Origin of the sequence: Caldimonas manganoxidans ATCC BAA-369, assembly GCF_000381125.1 — a bacterium.
GTDB lineage: Bacteria > Pseudomonadota > Gammaproteobacteria > Burkholderiales > Burkholderiaceae_C > Caldimonas > Caldimonas manganoxidans.
On sequence record NZ_KB905937.1, the window covers coordinates 67,570 to 89,079 of the forward strand.

General features: G+C 66.8%; 20 protein-coding genes. 11 read left to right on the plus strand and 9 right to left on the minus strand.

Features of this window, described 5'->3' with window-relative positions; genetic code table 11:
- Positions 1–165: 165 nt before the first annotated feature.
- The 6 genes from F615_RS0107100 (at position 166) to F615_RS0107125 (ending at position 7,047) form a co-directional block, all read left to right on the plus strand.
- Positions 166–1,188 (plus strand): amino acid ABC transporter substrate-binding protein, encoded by a 1,023-nt coding sequence (locus tag F615_RS0107100; protein WP_026330107.1) that lies wholly within the window; start codon positions 166–168, stop codon positions 1,186–1,188.
- A 90-nt stretch (positions 1,189–1,278) separates the two neighbouring features.
- Entirely contained in the window at positions 1,279–2,421 is a 1,143-nt protein-coding gene (locus F615_RS0107105) for an amino acid ABC transporter permease (protein ID WP_019560484.1), read from the plus strand.
- Positions 2,422–2,429: 8 nt separating this feature from the next.
- On the plus strand, positions 2,430–3,536 hold the full coding sequence (locus F615_RS0107110) for an amino acid ABC transporter permease (RefSeq protein ID WP_019560485.1): 1,107 nt from the start codon (positions 2,430–2,432) through the stop codon (positions 3,534–3,536).
- Positions 3,537–3,560: 24 nt separating this feature from the next.
- Entirely contained in the window at positions 3,561–4,331 is a 771-nt protein-coding gene (locus F615_RS0107115; RefSeq protein WP_019560486.1) for an amino acid ABC transporter ATP-binding protein, read from the plus strand.
- Between the two features lie 148 nt (positions 4,332–4,479).
- Positions 4,480–6,153: a long-chain-fatty-acid--CoA ligase gene (locus F615_RS0107120; RefSeq protein WP_019560487.1), complete on the plus strand. Its 1,674-nt coding sequence runs from the start codon at positions 4,480–4,482 to the stop codon at positions 6,151–6,153.
- Positions 6,154–6,297: 144 nt separating this feature from the next.
- Positions 6,298–7,047, plus strand: coding sequence for a 5'-methylthioadenosine/adenosylhomocysteine nucleosidase (locus F615_RS0107125; RefSeq protein ID WP_019560488.1), 750 nt, complete (start codon positions 6,298–6,300; stop codon positions 7,045–7,047).
- Here F615_RS0107125 and F615_RS0107130 read toward each other — a convergent pair.
- From F615_RS0107130 to argS, 7 genes are all read right to left on the minus strand, one after another.
- A complete protein-coding gene (locus F615_RS0107130) occupies positions 7,029–8,261 on the minus strand; it encodes a THUMP domain-containing class I SAM-dependent RNA methyltransferase (RefSeq protein ID WP_020700637.1) in 1,233 nt (410 codons plus the stop codon). The two genes, F615_RS0107125 and F615_RS0107130, sit on opposite strands and share 19 nt — an antisense overlap.
- Positions 8,258–9,766 (minus strand): RNA polymerase factor sigma-54, encoded by a 1,509-nt coding sequence (locus F615_RS0107135; protein ID WP_019560491.1) that lies wholly within the window; start codon positions 9,764–9,766, stop codon positions 8,258–8,260. Before F615_RS0107135 ends, F615_RS0107130 begins: the two co-directional genes overlap by 4 nt.
- Before the next feature lie 15 nt (positions 9,767–9,781).
- The gene (gene lptB, locus F615_RS0107140; protein WP_019560492.1) at positions 9,782–10,543 is read right to left on the minus strand and encodes an LPS export ABC transporter ATP-binding protein; all 762 of its coding nucleotides are present in this window, start codon (positions 10,541–10,543) and stop codon (positions 9,782–9,784) included.
- A gap of 11 nt (positions 10,544–10,554) precedes the next feature.
- Positions 10,555–11,124, minus strand: coding sequence for a lipopolysaccharide transport periplasmic protein LptA (lptA, locus tag F615_RS17915; RefSeq protein ID WP_051090205.1), 570 nt, complete (start codon positions 11,122–11,124; stop codon positions 10,555–10,557).
- 178 nt (positions 11,125–11,302) lie between these two features.
- Positions 11,303–11,947: a thiol:disulfide interchange protein DsbA/DsbL gene (locus tag F615_RS0107150; protein ID WP_019560494.1), complete on the minus strand. Its 645-nt coding sequence runs from the start codon at positions 11,945–11,947 to the stop codon at positions 11,303–11,305.
- Between the two features lie 94 nt (positions 11,948–12,041).
- Positions 12,042–12,635, minus strand: coding sequence for an SPOR domain-containing protein (locus F615_RS0107155; RefSeq protein ID WP_019560495.1), 594 nt, complete (start codon positions 12,633–12,635; stop codon positions 12,042–12,044).
- A gap of 60 nt (positions 12,636–12,695) precedes the next feature.
- Positions 12,696–14,381, minus strand: a complete 1,686-nt coding sequence (argS, locus tag F615_RS0107160) for an arginine--tRNA ligase (protein WP_019560496.1) — start codon at positions 14,379–14,381, stop codon at positions 12,696–12,698.
- Positions 14,382–14,500: 119 nt separating this feature from the next.
- Between argS and F615_RS0107165 the strand changes: the two genes are divergently transcribed.
- Positions 14,501–15,865 carry a serine/threonine-protein kinase gene (locus F615_RS0107165; protein ID WP_019560497.1) on the plus strand — a complete coding sequence of 455 codons (1,365 nt, stop codon included), beginning with the start codon at positions 14,501–14,503 and terminating at the stop codon, positions 15,863–15,865.
- Positions 15,866–15,900: 35 nt separating this feature from the next.
- On the plus strand, positions 15,901–16,179 hold the full coding sequence (locus F615_RS0107170) for a PsiF family protein (RefSeq protein ID WP_019560498.1): 279 nt from the start codon (positions 15,901–15,903) through the stop codon (positions 16,177–16,179).
- Here the strand turns inward: F615_RS0107170 and F615_RS0107175 are convergent, their stop codons facing one another.
- Positions 16,180–16,635 (minus strand): DUF2214 family protein, encoded by a 456-nt coding sequence (locus tag F615_RS0107175; RefSeq protein ID WP_026330109.1) that lies wholly within the window; start codon positions 16,633–16,635, stop codon positions 16,180–16,182.
- A gap of 2 nt (positions 16,636–16,637) precedes the next feature.
- Positions 16,638–17,573, minus strand: coding sequence for a LysR family transcriptional regulator (locus F615_RS0107180; protein WP_019560500.1), 936 nt, complete (start codon positions 17,571–17,573; stop codon positions 16,638–16,640).
- A gap of 106 nt (positions 17,574–17,679) precedes the next feature.
- Between F615_RS0107180 and F615_RS0107185 the strand changes: the two genes are divergently transcribed.
- The 3 genes from F615_RS0107185 (at position 17,680) to F615_RS0107195 (ending at position 21,506) form a co-directional block, all read left to right on the plus strand.
- Positions 17,680–18,417: a haloacid dehalogenase type II gene (locus F615_RS0107185; protein ID WP_019560501.1), complete on the plus strand. Its 738-nt coding sequence runs from the start codon at positions 17,680–17,682 to the stop codon at positions 18,415–18,417.
- 48 nt (positions 18,418–18,465) lie between these two features.
- Positions 18,466–20,649: a malate synthase G gene (locus tag F615_RS0107190; protein WP_019560502.1), complete on the plus strand. Its 2,184-nt coding sequence runs from the start codon at positions 18,466–18,468 to the stop codon at positions 20,647–20,649.
- A gap of 86 nt (positions 20,650–20,735) precedes the next feature.
- Entirely contained in the window at positions 20,736–21,506 is a 771-nt protein-coding gene (locus tag F615_RS0107195) for a class II glutamine amidotransferase (RefSeq protein WP_019560503.1), read from the plus strand.
- Positions 21,507–21,510 lie beyond the last annotated feature (4 nt).

Genomic DNA, 21,510 nt, shown 5'->3' on the forward strand with positions numbered 1-21,510 from the left:
CTCGGCGCCGCCTTGACCATCCGCGTTTCCCATGAAACCACGATGGGCCCAAACCTTGCATGCTTGAGGTCTGGCCTGCCCACGAGGCCGGCCTGAACCTCGCCAGCCACTGGCGACTGCGCCACAGCGGTGCAGTCGCTTCCATGTCAAGAAAGGGTGATCGAGATGAAGACACGTTGGATCCACGGCCTTGCCGTCGCCGCCATGGCACTGCCCGCGCTGCTGCCGCTGTCCGCCTCGGCCGGGCCGACGCTGGATGCCGTCAAGTCGCGCGGGACACTGCGCTGCGCCGTCAACAGCGGCCTACAAGGCTTCTCCGCCCCAGACGCACAGGGCCGCTGGACCGGCCTGGACGTGGACTTCTGCCGCGCCGTGGCCGCCGCGATCCTGAACGACCCCAACAAGGTGCAGTTCGTCCCCACCACGACGCAAAACCGCTTCACGGTGTTGCAATCGGGTGAGGTGGACATCCTCTCGCGCAACACCACCTGGACTTCCTCGCGCGACTCGACGCTGGGCTCGGTGTTCGCCGGCACCTGGTTTTATGACGGCCAGGGCTTCATGGTGAAGAAGTCGGCCAATGTGAAGAACGCCTCGCAGCTCAACGGCGCCACCATTTGCGTACAGCCTGGCACCACCACCGAGCTGAACCTGAGCGACTACTTCCGCAGCAAGCGCATGAGCTTCAAGCCGGTGGTCATCAGCGACCTGGCGCAGATCCAACAGGCCTTCTTCGCCGGGCGCTGCGACGTGTTCACCACCGACATCTCGGGCCTGGCCGCCACCCGTCTGGCCGCGCCGAACAAAGACGAGCTGGTGATCCTGCCCGAGGCCATCTCCAAGGAGCCGCTGGGCCCGATGGTGCGGCGTGGCGACTGGGAATTCTTCACCATCGTGAAGTGGACCTTGTTCGGCCTGATCGAAGCCGAGGAGTACGGCGTCACCTCGTCCAACGTGGACAAGCTCAAGGCCGAATCCAAAGACCCGCAGGTGCAGCGCATCGTTGGTGTCTCCGGCGACGTGGGCAAGGGCCTGGGGCTGGACAACGACTGGCTGGTGCGCGCGATCAAGGCCGTGGGCAACTATGGCGAGATCTACCAGCGCAACATCGGCCCGCTGGGCTTGGAGCGGGGCCAAAACGCGCTGTGGAAGGATGGCGGCCTGATGTACGCGCCGCCGCTGCGCTGACCCTGACAGCCACCTGCCGGACGGCGGCTTGCTGGCGCGGGCCGCCTCGCATCGGCAGCTGCCCATCGCCTTCGAGAGGTCGACGCACCGATGTTCAGCAACGAACGTGTCCGCGGCATCGTCTATCAGGTGCTGCTGCTGGCTGCCGTGGTGGGCGTAGGCTGGTACCTGGTGTCCAACACCTTGCACAACCTGTCCACGCGGCAGATCCAAGTGGGCTTTGGCTTCCTCGACCGTGAGGCCGGCTTCGAGATCGCCGAGACCCTGATCACGTACGACGCCACCCACACCTATGCGCGAGCCTTCGCGGTGGGCCTGCTCAACACCCTGAAGGTGGCGGCCTTGGGCATCGTGTTGGCCACGGTGCTGGGCACCTTGATCGGCATCGCCCGGCTGTCGAGCAACTGGCTGTTGGCGCAGCTGGCCTCGGGCTATGTGGAGGTGATGCGCAACGTGCCGCTGCTGCTACAGCTGTTCGTGTGGTATGGCCTGTTCACCGAACTGCTGCCGCCGGTGCGCGAGGCCCTCGTGCTGGGCGACTGGTTCTTCGCCACGCAACGCGGCTTCTGGTTCGCGTGGCCGGCCGAACATCCGGCCTGGTCGGCCGCAGGCTGGGCGCTGTTGGTCGGCATCGGTGCGTCCTGGGTCTGGCACGCCATGGCGGCCCGCCATCAGCGGCTCACGGGGCAACGCTGGCCGGTGGGCTGGGTCAGTGCGGGCCTCATCCTGGGTCTGCCGGTGCTCGTGTGGGCCCTCATGGGCGCCCCCACGGCGATGGACGTGCCCACCGTCGGCGGCTTCAGCCTGCAAGGCGGACGCTCGATCTCGCCGGAGTTCACCGCCTTGCTGCTGGGGCTGTCCACCTATACCGCCGCCTTCGTGGCCGAGGTGGTGCGTGCAGGCATCCTGGCGGTGGACCGTGGCCAGACCGAGGCGGCGCAAGCCTTGGGCCTGAATGCCGGACAGCGCCTGCGCCTGGTGACACTGCCGCAAGCCCTGCGCGTCATCATCCCGCCGATGACCAGCCAGTACCTGAACCTGACCAAAAACTCCTCGCTGGCCGTGGCCATCGGCTATCCCGACCTGGTGGCCGTGGCCAACACCACGATGAACCAGACCGGGCAGGCCATCGAGGCCATCGCGATCTTGATGGCGGTGTACCTGTCGATCAGTCTGGCGATCTCGCTGTTCATGAACTGGTACAACGAGCGCGTCAAGCTCGTGGAGCGATGAGGACGGCCATGGACAAGACCTTGGAGGCCCGCCATCCTTCGTCGCCCCCGCCCCAGCGCAGCCTGGGCCCTTGGGCCTGGATGCGCGACAAGCTCTTTTCCACGCCGCTCAATACCGGCATCACGATCGCGACGCTGGCCCTGCTGGCCTGGGTGCTGCCCAAGGTGCTGAGCTGGGCCGTGTTCGAGGCGGTGTGGGGCCCTGCGCCGCTCGAACGATGCCAGGCCGCACGTGGCCAAGGCGCATGCTGGGCCGTGGTGTGGGAGAAGTTCCATTTCATGATGTTCGGCGTCTACCCCTACGAAGAAAGCTGGCGGGCGGCGCTGGCCATCGGGGTGATGTGCGGCTTGTTGATCGTCTCGGCGCTGAAGCGCTTCTGGAATGCCTGGCTGATCCTGATCTGGGCGCTGGGCCTGGCGCTGACCTTTTGGCTGATGGGCGGCGGCCTGGGGCTGGCGCCCGTGCGCGCCGAGCAGTGGGGCGGCCTGCCAGTGACGCTGATCTTGTCGATCTTTGGCATCGGCTTGGCCTTTCCGCTGGGCGTGCTGCTGGCGCTCGGCCGGCGTTCGAAGCTGCCGCTGATTCGCGCCTTTTCGGTGATCTACATCGAGGTGATTCGTGGCGTGCCGCTCATCACGGTGCTGTTCATGGCCTCGGTGATGTTCGCGCTGTTCCTGCCCGAGGGCCTGCGCATCGAGCAACTCGTGCGTGCCCAGGTGGCCATCATCCTGTTCGTGGCGGCCTACCTGGCCGAGGCGGTGCGCGGCGGCCTGCAGGCCGTGCCCAAAGGTCAGTATGAGGCGGCCGAGGCCTTGGGGCTGCCCTATTGGAAGATGATGGGTCTGGTCATCCTGCCGCAGGCGTTGCGCCTGTCGATCCCGCCCATCGTCAACAGCTTCATTTCGCTGTTCAAGGACACCTCGCTGGTGGTGATCATCGCCATCTACGACTTCGCCTACGCGGTGAAGAAGTCCGTCGAAACCGATTTCAGCTGGAAGCCTTTCTTCATCGAGGCCTTCCTGTTCTCGATCCTCATCTACTGGATCTTCTGCTACGCGATGTCGAAATACAGCCAATGGCTGGAGCGCGACCTCGCCCGCGGCCATACGCGTTGAGGTTCATTTCGGAGACCCACAGACATGGCAGAGGCTGTCCCCCAGACATCGGCCGCCGGCACGGTGGCCATTCGCATCGAAGGCTTGAACAAGTGGTACGGCGACTTCCATGTGCTGAAGAACATCGACCTGGAAGTGGCCAAGGGCGAGCGCATCGTGATTTGCGGCCCCTCGGGTTCGGGCAAGTCCACGCTGATTCGCTGCATCAACCGGCTGGAATCGCATCAACAAGGCCGCATCGTCGTCAACGGCGTGGAGCTGACCGACGATCTGAAAAACATCGACGCCATCCGCTCCGACGTGGGCATGGTGTTCCAGCACTTCAACCTGTTCCCGCACCTGACCGTGCTGGACAACTGCACGCTGGCGCCGATCTGGGTGAAGAAGCTGCCGCGCGCCCAGGCCGAGGCCACCGCACGGCATTTCCTGGCGCGCGTGCGCATCGCCGAGCAGGCCCACAAATACCCCGGGCAGCTCTCCGGCGGCCAGCAACAGCGCGTGGCGATTGCGCGCGCGCTGTGCATGAACCCGTCGATCATGCTGTTCGACGAGCCCACCTCGGCGCTGGACCCGGAAATGGTCAAAGAAGTGCTCGACACCATGATCGACCTGGCCCGCGAAGGCATGACCATGCTGTGCGTGACGCACGAGATGGGCTTTGCGCGCGCCGTGGCCGACCGGGTGATCTTCATGGACGCCGGCGAGATCGTCGAGCAAAACACCCCCGAGGCCTTCTTCAGCCAGCCGCGCAGCGAGCGCGGCCGCCAGTTCCTCAGCCAGATCCTGGACCGCTGAGCCCGCGCCCCACAACGGGGCGCAGCGGGCGGCATCGTCGCCTGGGAGACATCCCAATAGAGGCGCCACTCCAAAACCGTCTAGCGAAACACCCGATAGGGTTCGCGTCAGCCATGCGTCAGAATTCCGGGTTCATTCGGAGGAACCCATGGAAAAAGTCTGGCTGAAGCACTATCCCGAAGGCGTGCCGCATGAGATCAACCCGGACCAGTACCCCTCGCTGGTCGCGCTGCTCGAGGAGAGCTTCACCAAGTACGCCGAGCGTCCGGCCTTCAAGTTCATGGGCAAGACGCTGACCTATGCCCAGCTCGACGAGTACTCGCGCATCTTCGCGGCCTACCTGCAGTCGCTGGGCCTCAGCCAAGGCGACCGCGTGGCCATCATGATGCCCAACGTGCCGCAGTACCCCATCGTGGTGGCGGCCATCTTGCGTGCCGGCTACGTCATCGTCAACGTCAACCCGCTGTACACCGCGCGCGAGCTGGAGCATCAGCTCAAGGATTCCGGCGCCCGCGCCATCGTCATCATCGAAAACTTCGCGCGCACCTTGCAAGAATGCCTGGCCAAGACGCCGGTGCAGCACGTGGTGCTGGCCGCCATGGGCGACCTGCTGGGCTTTCCCAAAGGCGCCCTCGTCAACTATGTGGTGCGCAAAGTGAAAAAACTGGTGCCGGCCTTCGATCTGCCCGGGGCCGTGCGCTTCAATGACGCCATCGCCAAGGGCCGCAGCCTGACCTTGCGCAAGCCCGACATCAAGCCCAGCGACATTGCCGTGCTGCAATACACCGGCGGCACCACGGGCGTGAGCAAGGGCGCCGTGCTGCTGCACCGGAACATCATCGCCAACGTGCTGCAGTCCGAAGCCTGGAACGGCCCGGCGCTGAAGAAGATCCCACCGGGCGAGCAGACCGTCACGGTCTGCGCACTGCCGCTCTATCACATCTTCGCCTTCACGGTGAACATGATGCTGTCCATGCGCATGGGCGGCTGCAACATCCTGATCCCCAACCCGCGTGACATCCCCGCCGTGCTGAAGGAGTTGTCGCAGCACAAGTTCCACAGCTTCCCGGCGGTCAACACCTTGTTCAACGCGCTGGCCAACCATCCCGACTTCGACAAGGTCGATTGGAGCTCGCTCAAGCTCAGCGTGGGCGGTGGCATGGCGGTGCAGTCGGCCACGGCCAAGCTGTGGCTGCAGAAGACCGGCTGCCCCATTTGCGAGGGCTACGGCCTGTCGGAAACCTCGCCCTCGGCCAGCTGCAATCCCACCGACAGCACCGAGTTCACGGGCACCATCGGCCTGCCGCTGCCGTCCACCGAGTTCAAGCTGCTCGATGATGAAGGCAACGAAGTGCCCATCGGCACCCCTGGCGAGATTGCCATCCGCGGCCCGCAGGTCATGGCCGGCTACTGGCAGCGCCCGGACGAAACCGCCAAGGTCATGACGCCCGATGGCTTCTTCCGCACCGGCGACATCGGCACGGTGGACGAGCGCGGCTACTTCAAGATCGTCGATCGCAAGAAGGACATGATCCTGGTCTCGGGCTTCAACGTCTACCCCAACGAGGTGGAAGACGTGGTGGCCCAGATGGACGGCGTGTTGGAGGTCGCCGCGGTGGGCGTGCCCGACGAGAAGTCGGGCGAGGCGGTCAAGCTCGTGATCGTCAAGAAGAACCCCGCGCTCACCGAGGCCGACGTGCGGGCCTATTGCGAGCAGAACCTCACCGGCTACAAGCGGCCCAAGGTGATCGAGTTCCGCAGCGAATTGCCCAAGACGCCCGTCGGTAAAATTCTGCGCCGCGAGCTGCGCGACAAGAAGTGAGCTCGTCGGCCCGGTGCGACGGCCGCACTGGGTGATGCATTCCCTGGTTGCGGCGCCGGCTCGTCCGGTGCCGCACTGTTTTTTTCAGAGCCCGGCTGCGCTGGCGCGCAGCACCAAGGCGTCGAACCGCTTGTGAGTCTTCCGATGCGCCTGGCCCTCATCGCAGCAATGCGCGAAGAACTGTCGGCCGTGTTGGCCCGCATGCCCGACGAGCAGCGCCAACGGGTCGCCGGCCGCGACTTCTGGGTCGGGCATTGGCACGGTCACGAGATCGTGGCCGTGCTGTCGGGCATCGGCAAAGTGGCCGCGGCCACCACCGCCACGCTGGCCATCCATCGCTTCGGGGCGCAGGCGGTGCTCTTCACCGGTGTGGCCGGCGGTCTGGGGCCGGATGTGCGCGTGGGCGACCTGGTGGTGGCTCGCGAGCTCTTGCAGCACGACATGGACGCCTCGCCGATCTTTCCACGGCATGAGCTGCCCTTGTACGGCCTGTCGCGTCTGCGCACCGATGCGGCGATGAGTCAGCGCCTGCTGGCCGCCGCACGTGCGGTGGCTGCCGAGGCCAGCGACCTGCTCGGCGCCGACACCTTGGCCACCTTCGGCATCGGAACCCCGGCCGTGCACGAGGGGTTGATTCTCAGCGGCGACCGCTTCGTGTCCACCAGCGCCGAAAGCGCGGCCCTGCGCCGCGAGCTGCCCGACGCGCTGGCCGTGGAAATGGAAGGGGCGGCCGTCGCCCAGGTCTGCCATGACCACGGCTTGCCCCTGGCCGTGCTGCGCACCATCTCCGACCGCGCCGACGACCACGCGGGCGGGGATTTCACCGCCTTCGTGCAGGCGGTGGCCTCGCGCTACTCGGTCGCGCTGCTCGATCGCTACCTGGCCGCCGGCTGATCCTCGCCCCGCATCGAGCCGCTGACCAGATCGAAGCGAAACAGGCGGCACTCGATCGGGCCATTCCACATCGGAATGCGACGGCTCTCCTTCAGGCGCATGCGCGAGGGCAGTTTCATGTCCGGGCTGAGCACCCAGGCCGTCCAGCCGCCGAAATGGCGCTTCCAGTGGGCGGCCAGACGGGGATAGAACTCCTCGGCCATGCCCGTTTGCTCGGCGCTGCGCGCCACGCGACCGCGCGCCTCGATGCGTTCGCCATAGGGTGGATTGAGCATCAGCGTGCGCGCCAAGCCCTCGCTCAGGCGCGGGGCCACACGCTCCAACACATCGCCACCATGGAATTCGATGGCATGGGCCACGCCGGCACGCTGTGCATTGCGGCGCGCGAAATCGACCATGCGAAACGACACGTCGCTGGCCAACACCGGCACCGTCGGCGCATGGATGCGGGCCTGCGCGGCCTGCTTCAGGGCCTGCCACTGGGAGCGCCCTTGCGCGGTGGCAAACGGCGCCAAGCGTTCGAACGCGAAGCGGCGTGTGAGCCCCGGGGCGATCCCGCAGGCGATCTGGGCGGCCTCGATGGCAATCGTGCCCGAGCCGCAACAAGGGTCGAGCAAGGCGCCACCAGCCTCGGGCGTGCCACGCCAGCCGGCTGCCGCCAGCATCGCCGCGGCCAGCGTTTCCTTCAACGGCGCATCACCCTTGTCCTGCCGCCAACCGCGCTTGAACAGTGGCTCGCCCGAGGTGTCGATGTACAGCGTGGCCTCTTGTTCGGTCAGATGCAGCATCACCCGCACATCGGGGCGCTGCCGATCCACGTTGGGGCGCTGGCCGGTGGCCTGGCGCATCGCATCGCACAGGGCATCCTTGATGCGCAAACCGGCGAAGTGCAGGCTGCGCAGCGGCGAGCGTTGGGCCGTCACGTCCACCTTGAAAGTCTGCGCCGGGCTGAGCCACTGCGACCAGCGCACCTGGCGGGCCAGGGCATACAGATCGTCTTCCTGGCGGTACGGGCCCTGCGCCAGCCGCAGCAGCACGCGCTGGGCCAGGCGGCTTTCCAGATTGAGCGTCATCACCGCACGCGCATCACCGCTGAGCGCGATGCCGCCACGTTCGATCGAGCCGTGGGTGTCGGGACCGAGCAAGGCCATCGCCTCCTCGGCCAACCAAGCTTCCACCCCAGCGGCGCAGGGCAAGAACAGGGAATAACTCACAAGGCCTTTCGCAAATTGGCCGGCGCGATCTTCAGCGCCTCGCGGTACTTGGCTACCGTGCGGCGCGCCACCTGGATGCCTTGCTCTTCGAGCATCTGGCTGATCTGGCTGTCCGACAAGGGGCGGGACGGATCTTCGGCGGCGATGAACTGTTTGATCAGCGCGCGCACCGCCGTGCTGGAGGCATTGCCCCCGGCTTCGGTGTTCAACGAGGAGCCGAAGAAGTACTTCAGCTCGAAGGTGCCAAAGGGCGTGGCCATGTACTTGGCCGTGGTCACGCGCGAGATGGTCGACTCGTGCAGGCCCAGCTCGTCGGCGATCTCGCGCAGCACCAGCGGCTTCATCGCGATCTCGCCATGGGTGAAGAAGTTCTTCTGCCGCTCGACGATGGCCTGCGAGACGCGCAAGATGGTGTCGAAGCGCTGCTGGATGTTCTTCATGAACCAGCGCGCCTCCTGCAGCCGCGCGCCCAGGGCCTGGCTGGAGGCGCTGCCACGTTGCTGCCGGAGGGCCTGCGCATACAGGTCGTTGATGCGCAAGCGCGGCATCACCTCGGGGTTGAGCACGGCCTTCCAGCCGCGGCCAGACTTCTGCACGATCACATCGGGTACGATGATGTGGGCCTCGGCCCGCGCAAACGGCCGCCCCGGCTTGGGCTCGCAGGCCACGATGAGGGCTTGCGCCTGCTTGATCAGTTCTTCATCGGCGCCGGTGGCGGCCATCAGCTTTTTCACGTCGCGCCGCGCCAAGGCCTCCAGGTGGCCCTGGCAGATCATCAGCGCGATGATCTGGGCCTCACTGCGCGGCAGGGCACGCAGCTGCAAGCACAGGCACTCGGACAAGTCGCGCGCGCCCACGCCCGTGGGCTGCAGGCTGTGCAACCACTTCAGCGCGCAACGCAGCCGCTCCAACAGCTCTTGGCGGGCGTCCTCGTCCTGGCCGGCCAGGTGCGCGGCGATGTCCTCCAGCGAATCGGCGAGATATCCATCGTCGTCGAGCGATTCGATCAACACCTGCACTGCCGCAGCATCTTCGGGCGACAGGCGCATGCCGAGCAACTGCTGGCGCAAGTGGTCCTGCAAACTGATGCCGGGGCTGGCGCGCTCGATCGGGTCGAGCTCCTCGTCGTTGCTGCCGCTGCGGCTGCCCGGCGTCTCGCGGATGCCATCGAAGTCGTCGGCCTCGGTGCCGTTTTCCCAATCGTCGCGCTCGGTGGCGCCGACCTCCAGCGCATCGAGCCCAGGCGCTTCGGCCGCCTCCAAGCCCTCGCCGGCTTCGGCCTCGGCCTCGCGCTGGCGGGTTGCCGGTGCCTCGGGCAGCAGGGACACGCCCGTCATCGGGTCGCCGTCGTCGTCCTCGGTGTCGAGGAAGGGGTTTTGCTCCAGCATCTGCTCGACCTCCTGGTGCAGTTCGAGCGTGGACAGTTGCAGCAAGCGGATCGATTGCTGCAACTGAGGCGTCAGCGCCAAATGCTGGGACAGGCGAACCTGCAGGGAAGGCTTCATGGCATCTTCCCGGGCTTACATGCGGAAATGCTCGCCGAGATAAACCTTGCGCACGTCGGGGTTCTCGACGATGTCGGCCGGCGTGCCCTGGGCCAACACCCGGCCTTCGCTGATGATGTAGGCATGGTCGCAGATGCCCAAGGTCTCGCGCACATTGTGGTCGGTGATGAGCACGCCGATGCCGCGCGACTTCAGGAAGCCGATGATGCGCTGGATCTCGATCACGGCGATCGGATCGACCCCGGCGAAAGGCTCATCGAGCAGGATGAAGCGCGGCTGCGTGGCCAAGGCCCGCGCGATCTCCACACGGCGGCGCTCGCCACCGGACAAGGACGGGGCCGGCGCATGGCGCAACTTCTCGATCGACAGCTCGGCCAGCAACTCATCGAGCTGGCGCGAGATCGCCGCCTCCTGGAGCGGCCGGCCCTGGGCATCGTGCTGCAACTCCAGCACCGCGCGGATGTTCTCCTCCACCGTGAGCTTGCGGAAGATCGAGGCCTCCTGCGGCAGATAACTCAAGCCCAGACGCGAACGCTCATGGATGGGCCGGCGCTCCACGCGGTGGCCGTCGATGCGGATCTCACCGGCGTCCACCGGCACCAAACCCACGATCATGTAGAAGCTGGTGGTCTTGCCCGCGCCATTGGGCCCAAGCAAACCCACGACCTCGCCGCTTTGGACCGACAGGTGCACGTCCTTGACCACCTGCCGCGCGCCATAGCGCTTTTGCAGGCCCCACACCTCCAAGCGGCTGCCCGGGCCCGACCGCTCGGGCATGCGCTGGGGCTTCAACGCGCCTCCCCCCGGCCGCCCCCCGAGGAGGGAGACAGCACGCCACGCACCCGGCCGTCCGGGCTGCCATCGGAGGCGCCTTGCACATGGTAGGTCTCGGCCCCGTGGTCGTAGACGATGGTCTGCCCCACGATCTCGTCGGCCACATCGGTGCCGCGCACACGCCGGATCATGGCCTGACCGCTGAGCCGCAAGGTCTCGGTGCGGCTGTCGTAATCGATACGCTGGGCCCGACCTTCGAAATGCTCGTCCAGCCCCTCGCGCTTCTGGCGGAAAAAGGCCGGCTCGGCCGCCGAACTGGCCGTGGCGCTGTGGTGGCCATCGGGCCACTGGCGCACCTCCACCCGGTCGGCCCGCAACAGCAAGCTGCCTTTGGTGAGCTCGACCCGGCCGCTCAGCACATTGACCTTGCGCGCGTCGTCGTAGCGCAGGCTATCGGCCGCAAAGCGCAGCGGCTGGTCGCGGTCGGCCCGCTCGGCCCAAGCGACAGGGCTCCCCCCCAGCACCAGCGCCAACCCCAGCGCGAGCCGCCGGGATCGTCCGAGAAAAGAAAAAAGAAGGCTCATGAAGGCATGAAACTTGCAGTTCAGGCCATTCTAGCCCAGGGAGCGCCGCGCAGGGGAGGGCCCACAGCAGGTTTCATGCCTAGATCGGTGCCGCTGGCGCCCGTGGAGCCTGGGCTGATCCGCCCCGGGACGCCGCTGCGAGCGGCCGGCGTGGCCGGGCTCCGCCGCTGGGCAGGCCTCAGCGGCCGGCGCGGGCTTGGCCGATCAGGTAGTCGGCCACCTGCAGCGAGCGCTCCAGCGAGCCGGCCAAGGCCCCGGAGGTCCAGTAGCGACCATTGACGCCGATGGCCGGCACCCCGTCGATCTTGTAGCCTTCTGCGATTTGCCGGGCCTGGCGGATCTTGGTCTGCACGCCAAAGGAGTTGAAGGCTTCCAGGAACTTGGCGCGGTCGATCCCTTGCCGCGCCATGAAGTCGGCAATCGCCTCGGGCTTGTTCAGCGGGTTGCGCTCCACATGGACCGCATGGAAGACTTTCTTGTGCACCGCCTCGATCTGGCCCAGAGCCTCCAGCGCATAGTAGATGCGCTGGTGCACCACGAACTCCTCACGAAAGGCCACCGGCACCCGGCGATAGAGCACATCGGCCGGCAGCTTTTTGGCCCAGGGTTCGATCAGGGGCTGGAAGCGGTTGCAATGCGGGCAGCCGTACCAAAAGAATTCGATGACCTCGATTTTTCCGTCGGTCCCGCCGGGCAGCGCCGGGCGCAGCACCACATAGTCGCTGCCCGCCTTGGGCGCTTGGGCCCGGGTCGTCCGCGGAGCCAGACCGGCCAGGCCCAAAACCGCCACCCCGGCAGCAGCGGTGAATTCGCGTCGCTTCATCGAGTCATCCTTTCGTTCTTCACGACATAACGCAGCCCGGGTGGATTCGGTCGACCCGCACAAGTTCAACCGAGCACCCCCTCCGGCGCCCCGTTCAGCGCGGCACGCGCACCAGCGCCGCATCGAAGCCGTTGCTCTTGAGTCGCTCCTGGGCGCGGTCGGCCTCGGTCTGGGTGTCGAACGGGCCCAGACGCACCCGGTAGACGGTACGCCCCCCCTGTTCGCGCTCGCTCACGCGGGCACTGAGGCCCATCAGCGCCAGACGGGCCCGCTGCTGCTCGGCCTCCTCGGCGCGGGTGAAGGCCCCGGCCTGCACGAAGTACACCAGCGCCTCGCCGGAGGCGGCCGCCGGTGCCGGATCGGCCCCGGAGAGGATGGCCGCCGGGTCACGCGCTGCCGGCCGCGCCGAGCCCTGGCGCAAGCCCGGGGGCACGTCGGGCAAGGACTGCGAGGCCGCTGGCGCTGCGGCCGGCGCCGAGGCGCTGCGCCCTTGCAGCGGCGCATTGGGGTTCCAGTGGCGGTTGCGCTCGGCCTCGGCCGCTTCTTGCTCGGCCGTGCGCGCCGGCACTTTGTTGACGAAGGGGATGGGCACCTTGGTGACATACAGGGCCACCGCCAGGGCCAAGGCCAAGCCGATGAGCACCCCCACTACCAGGCCCAGGGCGAATCCGCCACGTTGCTTTTTCATCGGGATGGATTTCCTTGCAGAACCAGACGCAGGCAGCCATTGTGGCGCAGCGCGCCGGTGTCACATTTTGGCCGGCGCACTCACACCCAGCACCGACAGGCCGTTGTGCAGCACTTGGCGCGTGGCCACCAGCAAGGCCACGCGGGCGCGCGCCAGCTCGGCATCCTCCACGAGAAAACGCTCGGCCGCGTAATAGGTGTGGAAGGCGCTGGCCAGATCCCGCAGATAGAAGGCCACGTCATGCGGCGCCAGGTCGCGCGCGGCGGCCGACAGCATGCCGGGATACTCGGCCAGCTTGAGCATCAGCGCGGCTTCGGCCGGCATCACCAAGCGGCCGAGGTCGGCACGCGGCAAGCTCGTCAGATCGCCGCCATGCTGCTGGCACCACTGCTCGATCACCGAGCAGATGCGCGCATGGGCATATTGCACGTAGTACACCGGGTTCTCGTCGTTTTGCTGAAGCGCCAGGTCCACGTCGAAGGTGAATTCGGTGTCGGCCTTGCGGCTGATGAGGAAAAAGCGCACCGCATCGCGGCTGGTCCACTCGATCAGGTCGCGCAGGGTCACGTAAGAGCCGGCCCGCTTGGAGATCTTCACCTCTTGGCCGCCGCGCATGACGGTGACCATCTTGTGCAGCACATAGTCGGGGTAGCCCTCAGGAATGCCCAGCCCCACGGCTTGCAGCCCGGCACGCACCCGAGCGATCGTGCCATGGTGGTCGCTGCCCTGGATGTTGATGACCTTGGTGTAGCCGCGCTCCCACTTGGTGATGTGGTAGGCCACATCGGGCACGAAATAGGTGTAGGTGCCATCGGACTTGCGCATCACGCGGTCCTTGTCGTCACCGTATTCGGTGGTGCGCAGCCACAGCGCGCCGTCGCGCTCGTAGGTCTTGCCCGCTTCGATGAGACGCTGCACGGTGCGCTCCACCCGCCCGCTGCTGTACAGGCTCGACTCGAGGTAATAGTTGTCGAACTTCACCCCGAAGGCTTGCAGATCCAGGTCCTGCTCGTGGCGCAGATAGGCCACGGCGAACTGGCGGATGCCGTCCAAGTCGTCGGGATCGCCCGAGGCGGTGAACTCGCGGTCGTCGGCTTTGACGGTCTTCTTGGCGAGGAAGTCGGCGGCGATGTCGGCGATGTACTCGCCGTTGTAGGCAGACTGCGGCCAAGCCGGGTCGCCCGGCTTGAGCCCCTTCAGCCGGGCTTGCACCGACAGCGCCAAATTGGCGATCTGCACCCCGGCATCGTTGTAATAGAACTCACGCGTGACCTGGTCGCCCTGCGTCTCGAACAAGCGGCAAATCGCATCGCCCAGGGCGGCCTGGCGACCATGGCCCACGTGCAGCGGTCCGGTGGGGTTGGCCGAGACGAACTCCACCATCACATGCCGGCCGCTGGCCGCCTGGCGGCCGTAGGCCGGGCCGCTGGCCAGAATGTCGGCCACCACGGCCTGCTTGGTCGCAGGCTTGAGCCGCAGGTTGATGAAGCCCGGACCGGCGATCTCCAGGCCATCGACCCAGCGTTGGAAAGCCTCGCGCCGACGCAGGCCGTCCACCAGCGTTTGCGCCAATTCGCGCGGGTTTTTCTTCAGCGTGCGGGCCAGCTGCATCGCACAGGTGATGGCCAAATCCCCATGAGCAGCTTGTTTCGGCGTCTCGAAGGCCGCCGCGGCGACGGCCTCGGGGGCCAGCAACGCCAGTTCGGCAGCCAGGTCGTCCAGGAGTTCTTGTTTGGCGCGGATCATCCGGAGATTTTACGGTTGCGCCCCGCCCGCGCCGCGGGCGCCCGTCCAGACACAGTTCGATACATCTGTGGCGGCCCCGGCTTGCGTGCCGCGCTGCACGGTGAAATGATGCGCAGGTCATGACGACCCCTCCACAGCCGCCTCGAGACCCACCTGCCGAACCGCCGGCCGGGCTGCCGGCCTACATCGGCGAGTACCGGGTGCTGCGCAAGTTGGGCGAGGGGGCCACCAGCGAGGTCTTTCTGTGCCACGATGCGTTCCATGACCGCGACGTGGCCGTCAAGCGCGTGCGCCCTGCAGCCTTGCGCGACCCGGTGGACGGGCGCTATTACTCGCGCTTCTTCGCCGCCGAGGCCGCACTGGTCGGGCGGCTGCAGCACCCCCACATCGTGCAGCTGTTCGATGCGGTGAACGGTCCCGACGAGCCCTATTTGGTGATGGAGTATGTCGAGGGCAGCACGCTCAAACCCTATTGCCGGGCCGATCAATTGCTGCCGCTGGAGCTCATCGTCGAGATCGGCTTCAAGTGCGCGATGGCTCTGGGCTACGTGTTCCGGCAGGGGCTGATCCACCGCGACATCAAGCCGGCCAACATCCTGGCGGTGACCAGCGCCGGCCAGATCACCGATGTGAAGCTCACCGATTTCGGCAGCGTGTTGCACCTGCAGGCCGACACCACCCAGGTGCACCGCGTGGGCTCGCTGGCCTACATGTCGCCCGAGCAGATCGACGGCGCGCCGCTGAGCGCCCAATCGGACATGTATTCCTTGGCCGCGGTGCTCTACCACCTGATTACCGGACATCCGCCGGTGGAGGCCCACTCGCAGGGCGAAATGATCCAGCAGGTGCTCTATGGCCCGGTCATCCCCCCGAGCGAGCGCCGCCAAGGCGTGTCCACCGCCGTGGACGAGGTGACCCTGCGCGCCTTGAACAAGGCCCCGATCGACCGCTACGCGCACTGGGACGACTTCGCCCATGCCTTGGCCGGCCTCATCGCCAGTCGCCAAGTGCCACGCGGCAACCTGCAAGCGGTGCTGGACTCCGAACGCTTCAGCCTGCTGCGCTCGCTGGACTTCTTCCGTCACTTCGACGACGTGGAGCTGTGGGAAGTGGTGCATCAGGCGCGCTGGCAGCGCTTCGGCTTTGGGCACAAGCTGATGTCACGCGGCGAGCGCGGGCGCGATTTCCACGTCATCGCCCAAGGCGCGGTGGACGTGCTGCGCGACGGCCGGCGCGTCGAGTCGCTGCGCGCGGGCTCCACCGTGGGAGAAATGGCCTACCTGGCGCCCAGCAAAGAGCCGCGGCTGCGCACGGCCGACGTGATCGTCACCGAGCCGGTCACCACGATTTCCTTCACGCCCGAAAGCCTGCGCCGCTTGAGCCTGGCCTGCCGCGACCGCTTCAACGAAGCCTTCATCGCCGTGCTGGTGCGCCGCTTGCATGCCGCGCACGAGGCCCTGTCCCACCCTCAACGCATCTTGTGATCCCATCCCTCTTCACCCCCCCACGGAGACCCTCCATGAAGCATGTTCTGATTGCCGCTTCTTTGGCCCTGGCCTGCACGTCGCCTTGGGCACAAGACGCCAAAGAGCCCACCCGTCAGCAAACCCGCATGGCCGAGTGCAACAAGAAAGCCGCCGACCTCAAGGGCGAGGAGCGCAAAGCCTTCATGAAGGACTGCCTGACCGACAAGCGCAAGGCCCAGCAGGACAAGATGAAAGCCTGCAATGCCGAAGCCGGCGCGCTCAAGGGCGACGAGCGCAAGGCCTTCATGAGCCAATGCCTGAAGAAGAGCTGATCAGCGTCCCCCCAGGCCCCGCGCCAGCAGGCTGCCCGCCAGCGGCAGCAGCAACAGCGCATGGGCCTGGATCATGATCCAGCGGCGCGCCTGGCGCACCTCTGATGGCTGGGGCAGCCCCTGTCCGGCGGCCAGCGCCGCGCGCCAACGCCGATAGGCCCGCGCCGGCGGGATGGCCATCAGGCCGATGCCAAGAAATAGCGCCAGCTTCAGATGCAACAGCGGTTGGGCCCACGCCCAGTCCCAGCCTTTGAGGCCCCACCCGGCCCGCGCCAAGCCGGTGGCCAGCACGCTGAGGGCGGCCACATCGGTCAGGCGATCGAGTCGGCCCAGGCGGTGCACCACGGCCGCGTTCATCCACTCCACACGACACAACGCAGCCTGGCTGGTCATGAACACGACCCACCCCAGGATGGCGGCGATGTGGGCATAGGCCAGCAAAGCCTCGAGCAACATCGTCAGCGCCCCCCAGCGGTCGGCGCAGCCGCGGGCGTGCGCCAATAGGCCGCATCCCCGTAGGTGTGCTTGAGATAGTCGATCCACAGCCGCACGCGCAACGGCAAGTGCTTGCGCTGCGCGAAGACGGCATAAATGCCATTGGGCGGGGCGGCGAAATCGTCGAGCACGCTGACCAGGCGGCCAGCGGCGATGTCGCCTTCGACCTCCCAGGTCGAGCGCCAGGCCAATCCCAAGCCGGCCAAGCACCATTCATGCAACACCTGCCCGTCGGAGCAGTCCACGCGCGACGGCGGGCGCACATGCACGATCGCCCCGTCCACGGTGAAGGCCCAGCCCCGCGTCTGGCTGGCATCCGAACTGAGGGTGAGGCAGTCGTGCTGGCTCAGCTCGGAGGGATGCTGCGGGCGCCCGCGGCGCTCCAGATAGGCCGGAGAGGCCACGCACAGGCGGCGGTTGTCGGCCAGGCGCAGGCTCACCAGGCTGGAGTCGGGCAAGTCGCCCACGCGCACCGCACAGTCGAAGCCTTCGTTGACGATGTCCACCACCCGGTCCGACAGGTTCAGCGACAGCGAAACCTCGGGATGCAGCTGCAGAAAGCGCGGTACCAGCGGCGCCACATGGCGCCGCCCGAAGCCTGCCGGCGCGGTCACGCGCAAATGACCACTGGCTTTGACGCCGCCGGCCGACACGCTGGCTTCGGCATTGGCCAAATCGGTGAGCAGGCGCTGGCAATCCTCCAGAAACGCACTGCCCTCGTGCGTGAGACTGATGCGCCGGGTCGTGCGCACCAGCAGCTTCACGCCCAAGCGAGCCTCCAGCGCATCGATGCGCCGCCCGATCACCGCCGGCGCCACGCCTTCGAGGTTGGCAGCCGCCGTCAGGCTGCCTTTGGTGGCCACTTGGACAAAAGATTCGATCTGTTTGAGCTTATCCATGACGGATTCGTCACAAATCACGCGCCAGACTACGCTGCAAAAAGTCAAAGATCAAGCGATTTCTCAGGGATTAATCATTGGGCGCGGTTTGAATACAGTGTGTGCCATGGCCTCCTCCCCCCTGTCCGTCCAAGCCGTGCTCTTCGATGCCTACGGCACGCTGTTCGATGTCTACAGCGTGGCGCTGGCCGCCGAGCAACTTTTTCCAGGCCGCGGCGAGGCCCTGGCCGCGCTGTGGCGCGACAAGCAAATCGAATACACCCGCTTGGTCAGCATGGCCGACCCCGGCGGCTCGCGCTACCGACCCTTTTGGGAGCTCACGCGCGACGGGCTGCGCCATGCCTGTGCGCGCCTGGGCCTGGCGCTGACGCCCGAGCACGAGCAGCGGCTGATGAACCAATACCGCCACCTCAGCGCCTTCCCTGAAAACCGCGAGACGCTGCACGCCTTGCGCCAGCGGGGGCTGCCCACGGGCATCCTGAGCAATGGCGACCCGGCGATGCTGGAGGTGGCGGTCAAAAGCGCCGGCCTGTCCGAGGTCCTGGACCATGTCATCAGCGTCGAACCGGTGCGCTGCTTCAAGCCCGATCCGCGCGTCTATGCGCTGGGCTTGGAGGTCCTGCGCCGCCGCCAGCCCACATTGGTGCCCCGCCAGGTCTTGTTCGTCTCGAGCAATGGCTGGGATGCCGTGGGCGCGACCTGGTTCGGCTACACCACCTTCTGGCTCAACCGCAGCGGCGCCCCGCCGGAGGAGCTGGGCACCGCCCCTCACCACGAGGGACGCCACCTGCGCGAACTGCTGGCTCTGATCGACGCCTCAGCCACGCGTGCGGCCCGTCCTTGACCCCCGAGCGGATTCGTTTTTTCTCCATTTCATCCGAGGACCCCACCCATGAGCTCACGCACCACCGTCCATCGACTGCAAGTCGCCACCGAGCTGTACCGCTTCATCGAAGACCAGGTGCTGCCGGCCACCGGCGTGGACAGCCGCAGCTTCTGGGCCGGCTTCGATGCGATCGTGCACGACCTGGCGCCGAAGAATGCCGCGCTGCTGGCCGAGCGCGACCGCTTGCAAGCCGAGCTCGATGCCTGGCATGCCGCCCATCCCGGCCCGATCACCGACATGCCGGCGTACCGAGCCTTTCTGGAGCGCATCGGCTACCTGCTGCCGCAGCCGGCGCAGGTGCAAGCCACCACGGCCAACGTGGACGCCGAGCTGGCCCTGCAAGCCGGCCCGCAGCTGGTGGTGCCGATTCTGAACGCCCGTTACGCGCTCAATGCCGCCAATGCACGCTGGGGCTCGCTGTATGACGCCTTGTACGGCACGGATGCCATCCCCGAGACCGGCGGGGCCGAGAAGGGCCCGGGCTACAACCCGGTGCGCGGCGCCAAGGTGATCGCCTTTGCGCGCAACTTCCTCGACCAGGCCGCCCCGCTGGCCCAGGGCTCGCACAAAGACGCCACGGGCTACGCGATCGACGGCGGCCAGCTGCGCGTGCAACTGCGCGGCGGCGCCAGCACCGGCTTGCAGGAGCCGTCGCAGTTCGTCGGCTACCAGGGCGAGCCCGCGGCCCCCTCGGCCGTGCTGCTGCGCCACCACGGTCTGCATGTGGAGATCCGCATCGACCGCAGCCACCCCATCGGCAGCACCGATCCGGCTGGCGTGGCCGACGTGGTGCTGGAGGCCGCGCTGTCGACCATCCTGGACTTGGAAGACTCGGTGGCCGCCGTGGATGCCGCCGACAAAGTCGCCGGCTACCGCAATTGGCTGGGCATCTTGCAAGGCACCCTGACCGAAGAAGTCACCAAAGGCGGCAAGACCTTCACTCGCCGCTTGAACCCCGACCGTGAATACACCGGCCCGGACGGCCAGCCCGTGGTGCTGCACGGCCGCTCGCTGCTGTTCGTGCGCAATGTGGGCCACCTGATGACCAACTCGGCCATCCTGTACGACGGCGGCAAGGAGATCCCCGAAGGGATCATGGACGCGGTGATCACCACCACCATCGCGCTGGTGGACTTGAAACGCCAAAGTGGCCTGCGCAACTCGCGCACCGGCAGCGTCTACATCGTCAAGCCCAAGATGCACGGCCCGGCCGAGGTGGCCTTTGCCAACGAGCTGTTCGGCCGTGTCGAGCAGATGCTGGGCTTGCCCGACAGCACCGTCAAGCTGGGCATCATGGACGAAGAGCGCCGCACCAGTGTGAACCTGAAGGCCTGCATCGCCGCGGCCGCCAGCCGTGTGGCCTTCATCAACACCGGCTTTTTGGACCGCACCGGCGACGAAATCCACAGCGCGATGCGTGCCGGCCCGATGCTGCGCAAGGGCGACATGAAAACCACCAAGTGGATTGCCGCTTACGAGCGCAACAACGTGCTGGTGGGCCTCAAGTGCGGCCTGCGCGGGCGCGCCCAGATCGGCAAGGGCATGTGGGCCATGCCCGACCTGATGGCCGCGATGCTCGAGCAAAAAATCGCCCATCCCAAGGCCGGCGCCAACACCGCCTGGGTGCCCTCGCCCACGGCGGCCACGCTGCATGCGCTGCACTACCACCAGGTGGACGTGGCCGCGGTGCAGCGCGAGCTGGAGAAAATCGATGCCGACGCCGAGCGCGATGCCCTCCTGAACGACTTGCTCCAGGTGCCGGTGGCGCCCAACCCGAACTGGTCGGCCGCCGACAAGCAGCAGGAGCTGGACAACAACGTGCAGGGCATCCTCGGCTACGTGGTGCGCTGGATCGACCAAGGCGTGGGCTGCTCCAAGGTGCCCGACATCCACAACGTGGGCCTGATGGAAGACCGTGCGACGCTGCGCATCTCCAGCCAGCACATCGCCAACTGGTTGTTGCATGGCGTCGTGACCGAAGCCCAGGTGCGCGAGACCTTCAAGCGCATGGCCGCGGTGGTCGATCGTCAAAACGCCGGCGACCCGGCCTACAAGAGCCTGGTGGCCCACCCTGAAGGCGCCGCCTTCCAGGCCGCGCAAGACCTGGTGTTCCAAGGCGTGGCGCAGCCCAATGGCTACACCGAGCCGCTGCTGCACGCCTGGCGCCTGAAGGTGAAGGCCGGCGGCTGACGCCGGCCAGCCGCGCATGCCGCTGCCGCAATCGGCGCCGGCATGCGCACAATCGGGGCTGTGCATCCAGGGAAAGGTCCACACGCATGTGCCAGCTGCTGGGCATGAACTGCAACACCCCCACCGACATCGTGTTCAGCTTCACCGGCTTTGCCTCACGCTCGCACGAGCATGCCGACGGCTTCGGCATCGCCTTCTTCGAAGGCAAAGGCACCCGGCTGTTCGTCGATGCCCAATCGGCCCTGCACTCGCCGGTGGCCGAGCTGATCCGGCGCTACCCGATCCGCAGCACCAACGTCATCGCCCACATCCGCAAAGCCACCCAGGGCGCCGTGAAGTTGGAAAACTGCCACCCCTTCGTGCGCGAGCTGTGGGGGCGGTACTGGGTGTTTGCCCACAACGGCGACCTGCCCGGCTTTGCGCCCAATCTCCATGCCGCCTTTCGGCCGGTGGGCGACACCGACAGCGAAGCCGCCTTCTGTTGGCTGATGCAGGAACTGGCCAAAAACCATGCGATGGTGCCCACGCCCCAGCAGCTCACCGACACGCTGGCCGAGCTGGTGCCGCAGGTGGCGCGGCACGGCACCTTCAACTTCATGCTGAGCAACGGCTGCGCGCTATGGGCGCATTGCTCCACGCGCTTGCATTACCTGGTGCGCGAGCACCCCTTTGGCGCGGCCACGCTGCAAGACGAGGACCTGCGCGTGAACTTCGCCGAGCTGGCCTCGCCGCAGGACCGGGTGGCCGTGATCGTCACCGAGCCGCTCACCCGCGACGAGACCTGGACGCCGCTGGCCGCAGGCGAGCTGATCGCCTTCGTCGATGGGCAGCCCTTGCGGGACCGCCCCCATGCATGAGGCG

Bases quoted from the DNA above. Each gene is read 5' to 3' on its own strand.
- F615_RS0107110 (WP_019560485.1), top strand. From the start codon at position 2,430: ATGGACAAGACCTTGGAGGCCCGCCATCCTTCGTCGCCCCCGCCCCAG.
- argS (WP_019560496.1), bottom strand. From the start codon at position 14,381: ATGATCCGCGCCAAACAAGAACTCCTGGACGACCTGGCTGCCGAACTG.
- F615_RS0107105 (WP_019560484.1), top strand. From the start codon at position 1,279: ATGTTCAGCAACGAACGTGTCCGCGGCATCGTCTATCAGGTGCTGCTG.
- F615_RS0107125 (WP_019560488.1), top strand. From the start codon at position 6,298: ATGCGCCTGGCCCTCATCGCAGCAATGCGCGAAGAACTGTCGGCCGTG.
- lptB (WP_019560492.1), bottom strand. From the start codon at position 10,543: ATGCCCGAGCGGTCGGGCCCGGGCAGCCGCTTGGAGGTGTGGGGCCTG.
- F615_RS0107120 (WP_019560487.1), top strand. From the start codon at position 4,480: ATGGAAAAAGTCTGGCTGAAGCACTATCCCGAAGGCGTGCCGCATGAG.
- F615_RS0107115 (WP_019560486.1), top strand. From the start codon at position 3,561: ATGGCAGAGGCTGTCCCCCAGACATCGGCCGCCGGCACGGTGGCCATT.
- F615_RS0107175 (WP_026330109.1), bottom strand. From the start codon at position 16,635: ATGTTGCTCGAGGCTTTGCTGGCCTATGCCCACATCGCCGCCATCCTG.
- F615_RS0107135 (WP_019560491.1), bottom strand. From the start codon at position 9,766: ATGAAGCCTTCCCTGCAGGTTCGCCTGTCCCAGCATTTGGCGCTGACG.
- F615_RS0107190 (WP_019560502.1), top strand. From the start codon at position 18,466: ATGAGCTCACGCACCACCGTCCATCGACTGCAAGTCGCCACCGAGCTG.
- F615_RS0107165 (WP_019560497.1), top strand. From the start codon at position 14,501: ATGACGACCCCTCCACAGCCGCCTCGAGACCCACCTGCCGAACCGCCG.
- F615_RS0107155 (WP_019560495.1), bottom strand. From the start codon at position 12,635: ATGAAAAAGCAACGTGGCGGATTCGCCCTGGGCCTGGTAGTGGGGGTG.
- F615_RS0107170 (WP_019560498.1), top strand. From the start codon at position 15,901: ATGAAGCATGTTCTGATTGCCGCTTCTTTGGCCCTGGCCTGCACGTCG.
- lptA (WP_051090205.1), bottom strand. From the start codon at position 11,124: ATGAGCCTTCTTTTTTCTTTTCTCGGACGATCCCGGCGGCTCGCGCTG.
- F615_RS0107150 (WP_019560494.1), bottom strand. From the start codon at position 11,947: ATGAAGCGACGCGAATTCACCGCTGCTGCCGGGGTGGCGGTTTTGGGC.
- F615_RS0107180 (WP_019560500.1), bottom strand. From the start codon at position 17,573: ATGGATAAGCTCAAACAGATCGAATCTTTTGTCCAAGTGGCCACCAAA.
- F615_RS0107100 (WP_026330107.1), top strand. From the start codon at position 166: ATGAAGACACGTTGGATCCACGGCCTTGCCGTCGCCGCCATGGCACTG.
- F615_RS0107195 (WP_019560503.1), top strand. From the start codon at position 20,736: ATGTGCCAGCTGCTGGGCATGAACTGCAACACCCCCACCGACATCGTG.
- F615_RS0107185 (WP_019560501.1), top strand. From the start codon at position 17,680: ATGGCCTCCTCCCCCCTGTCCGTCCAAGCCGTGCTCTTCGATGCCTAC.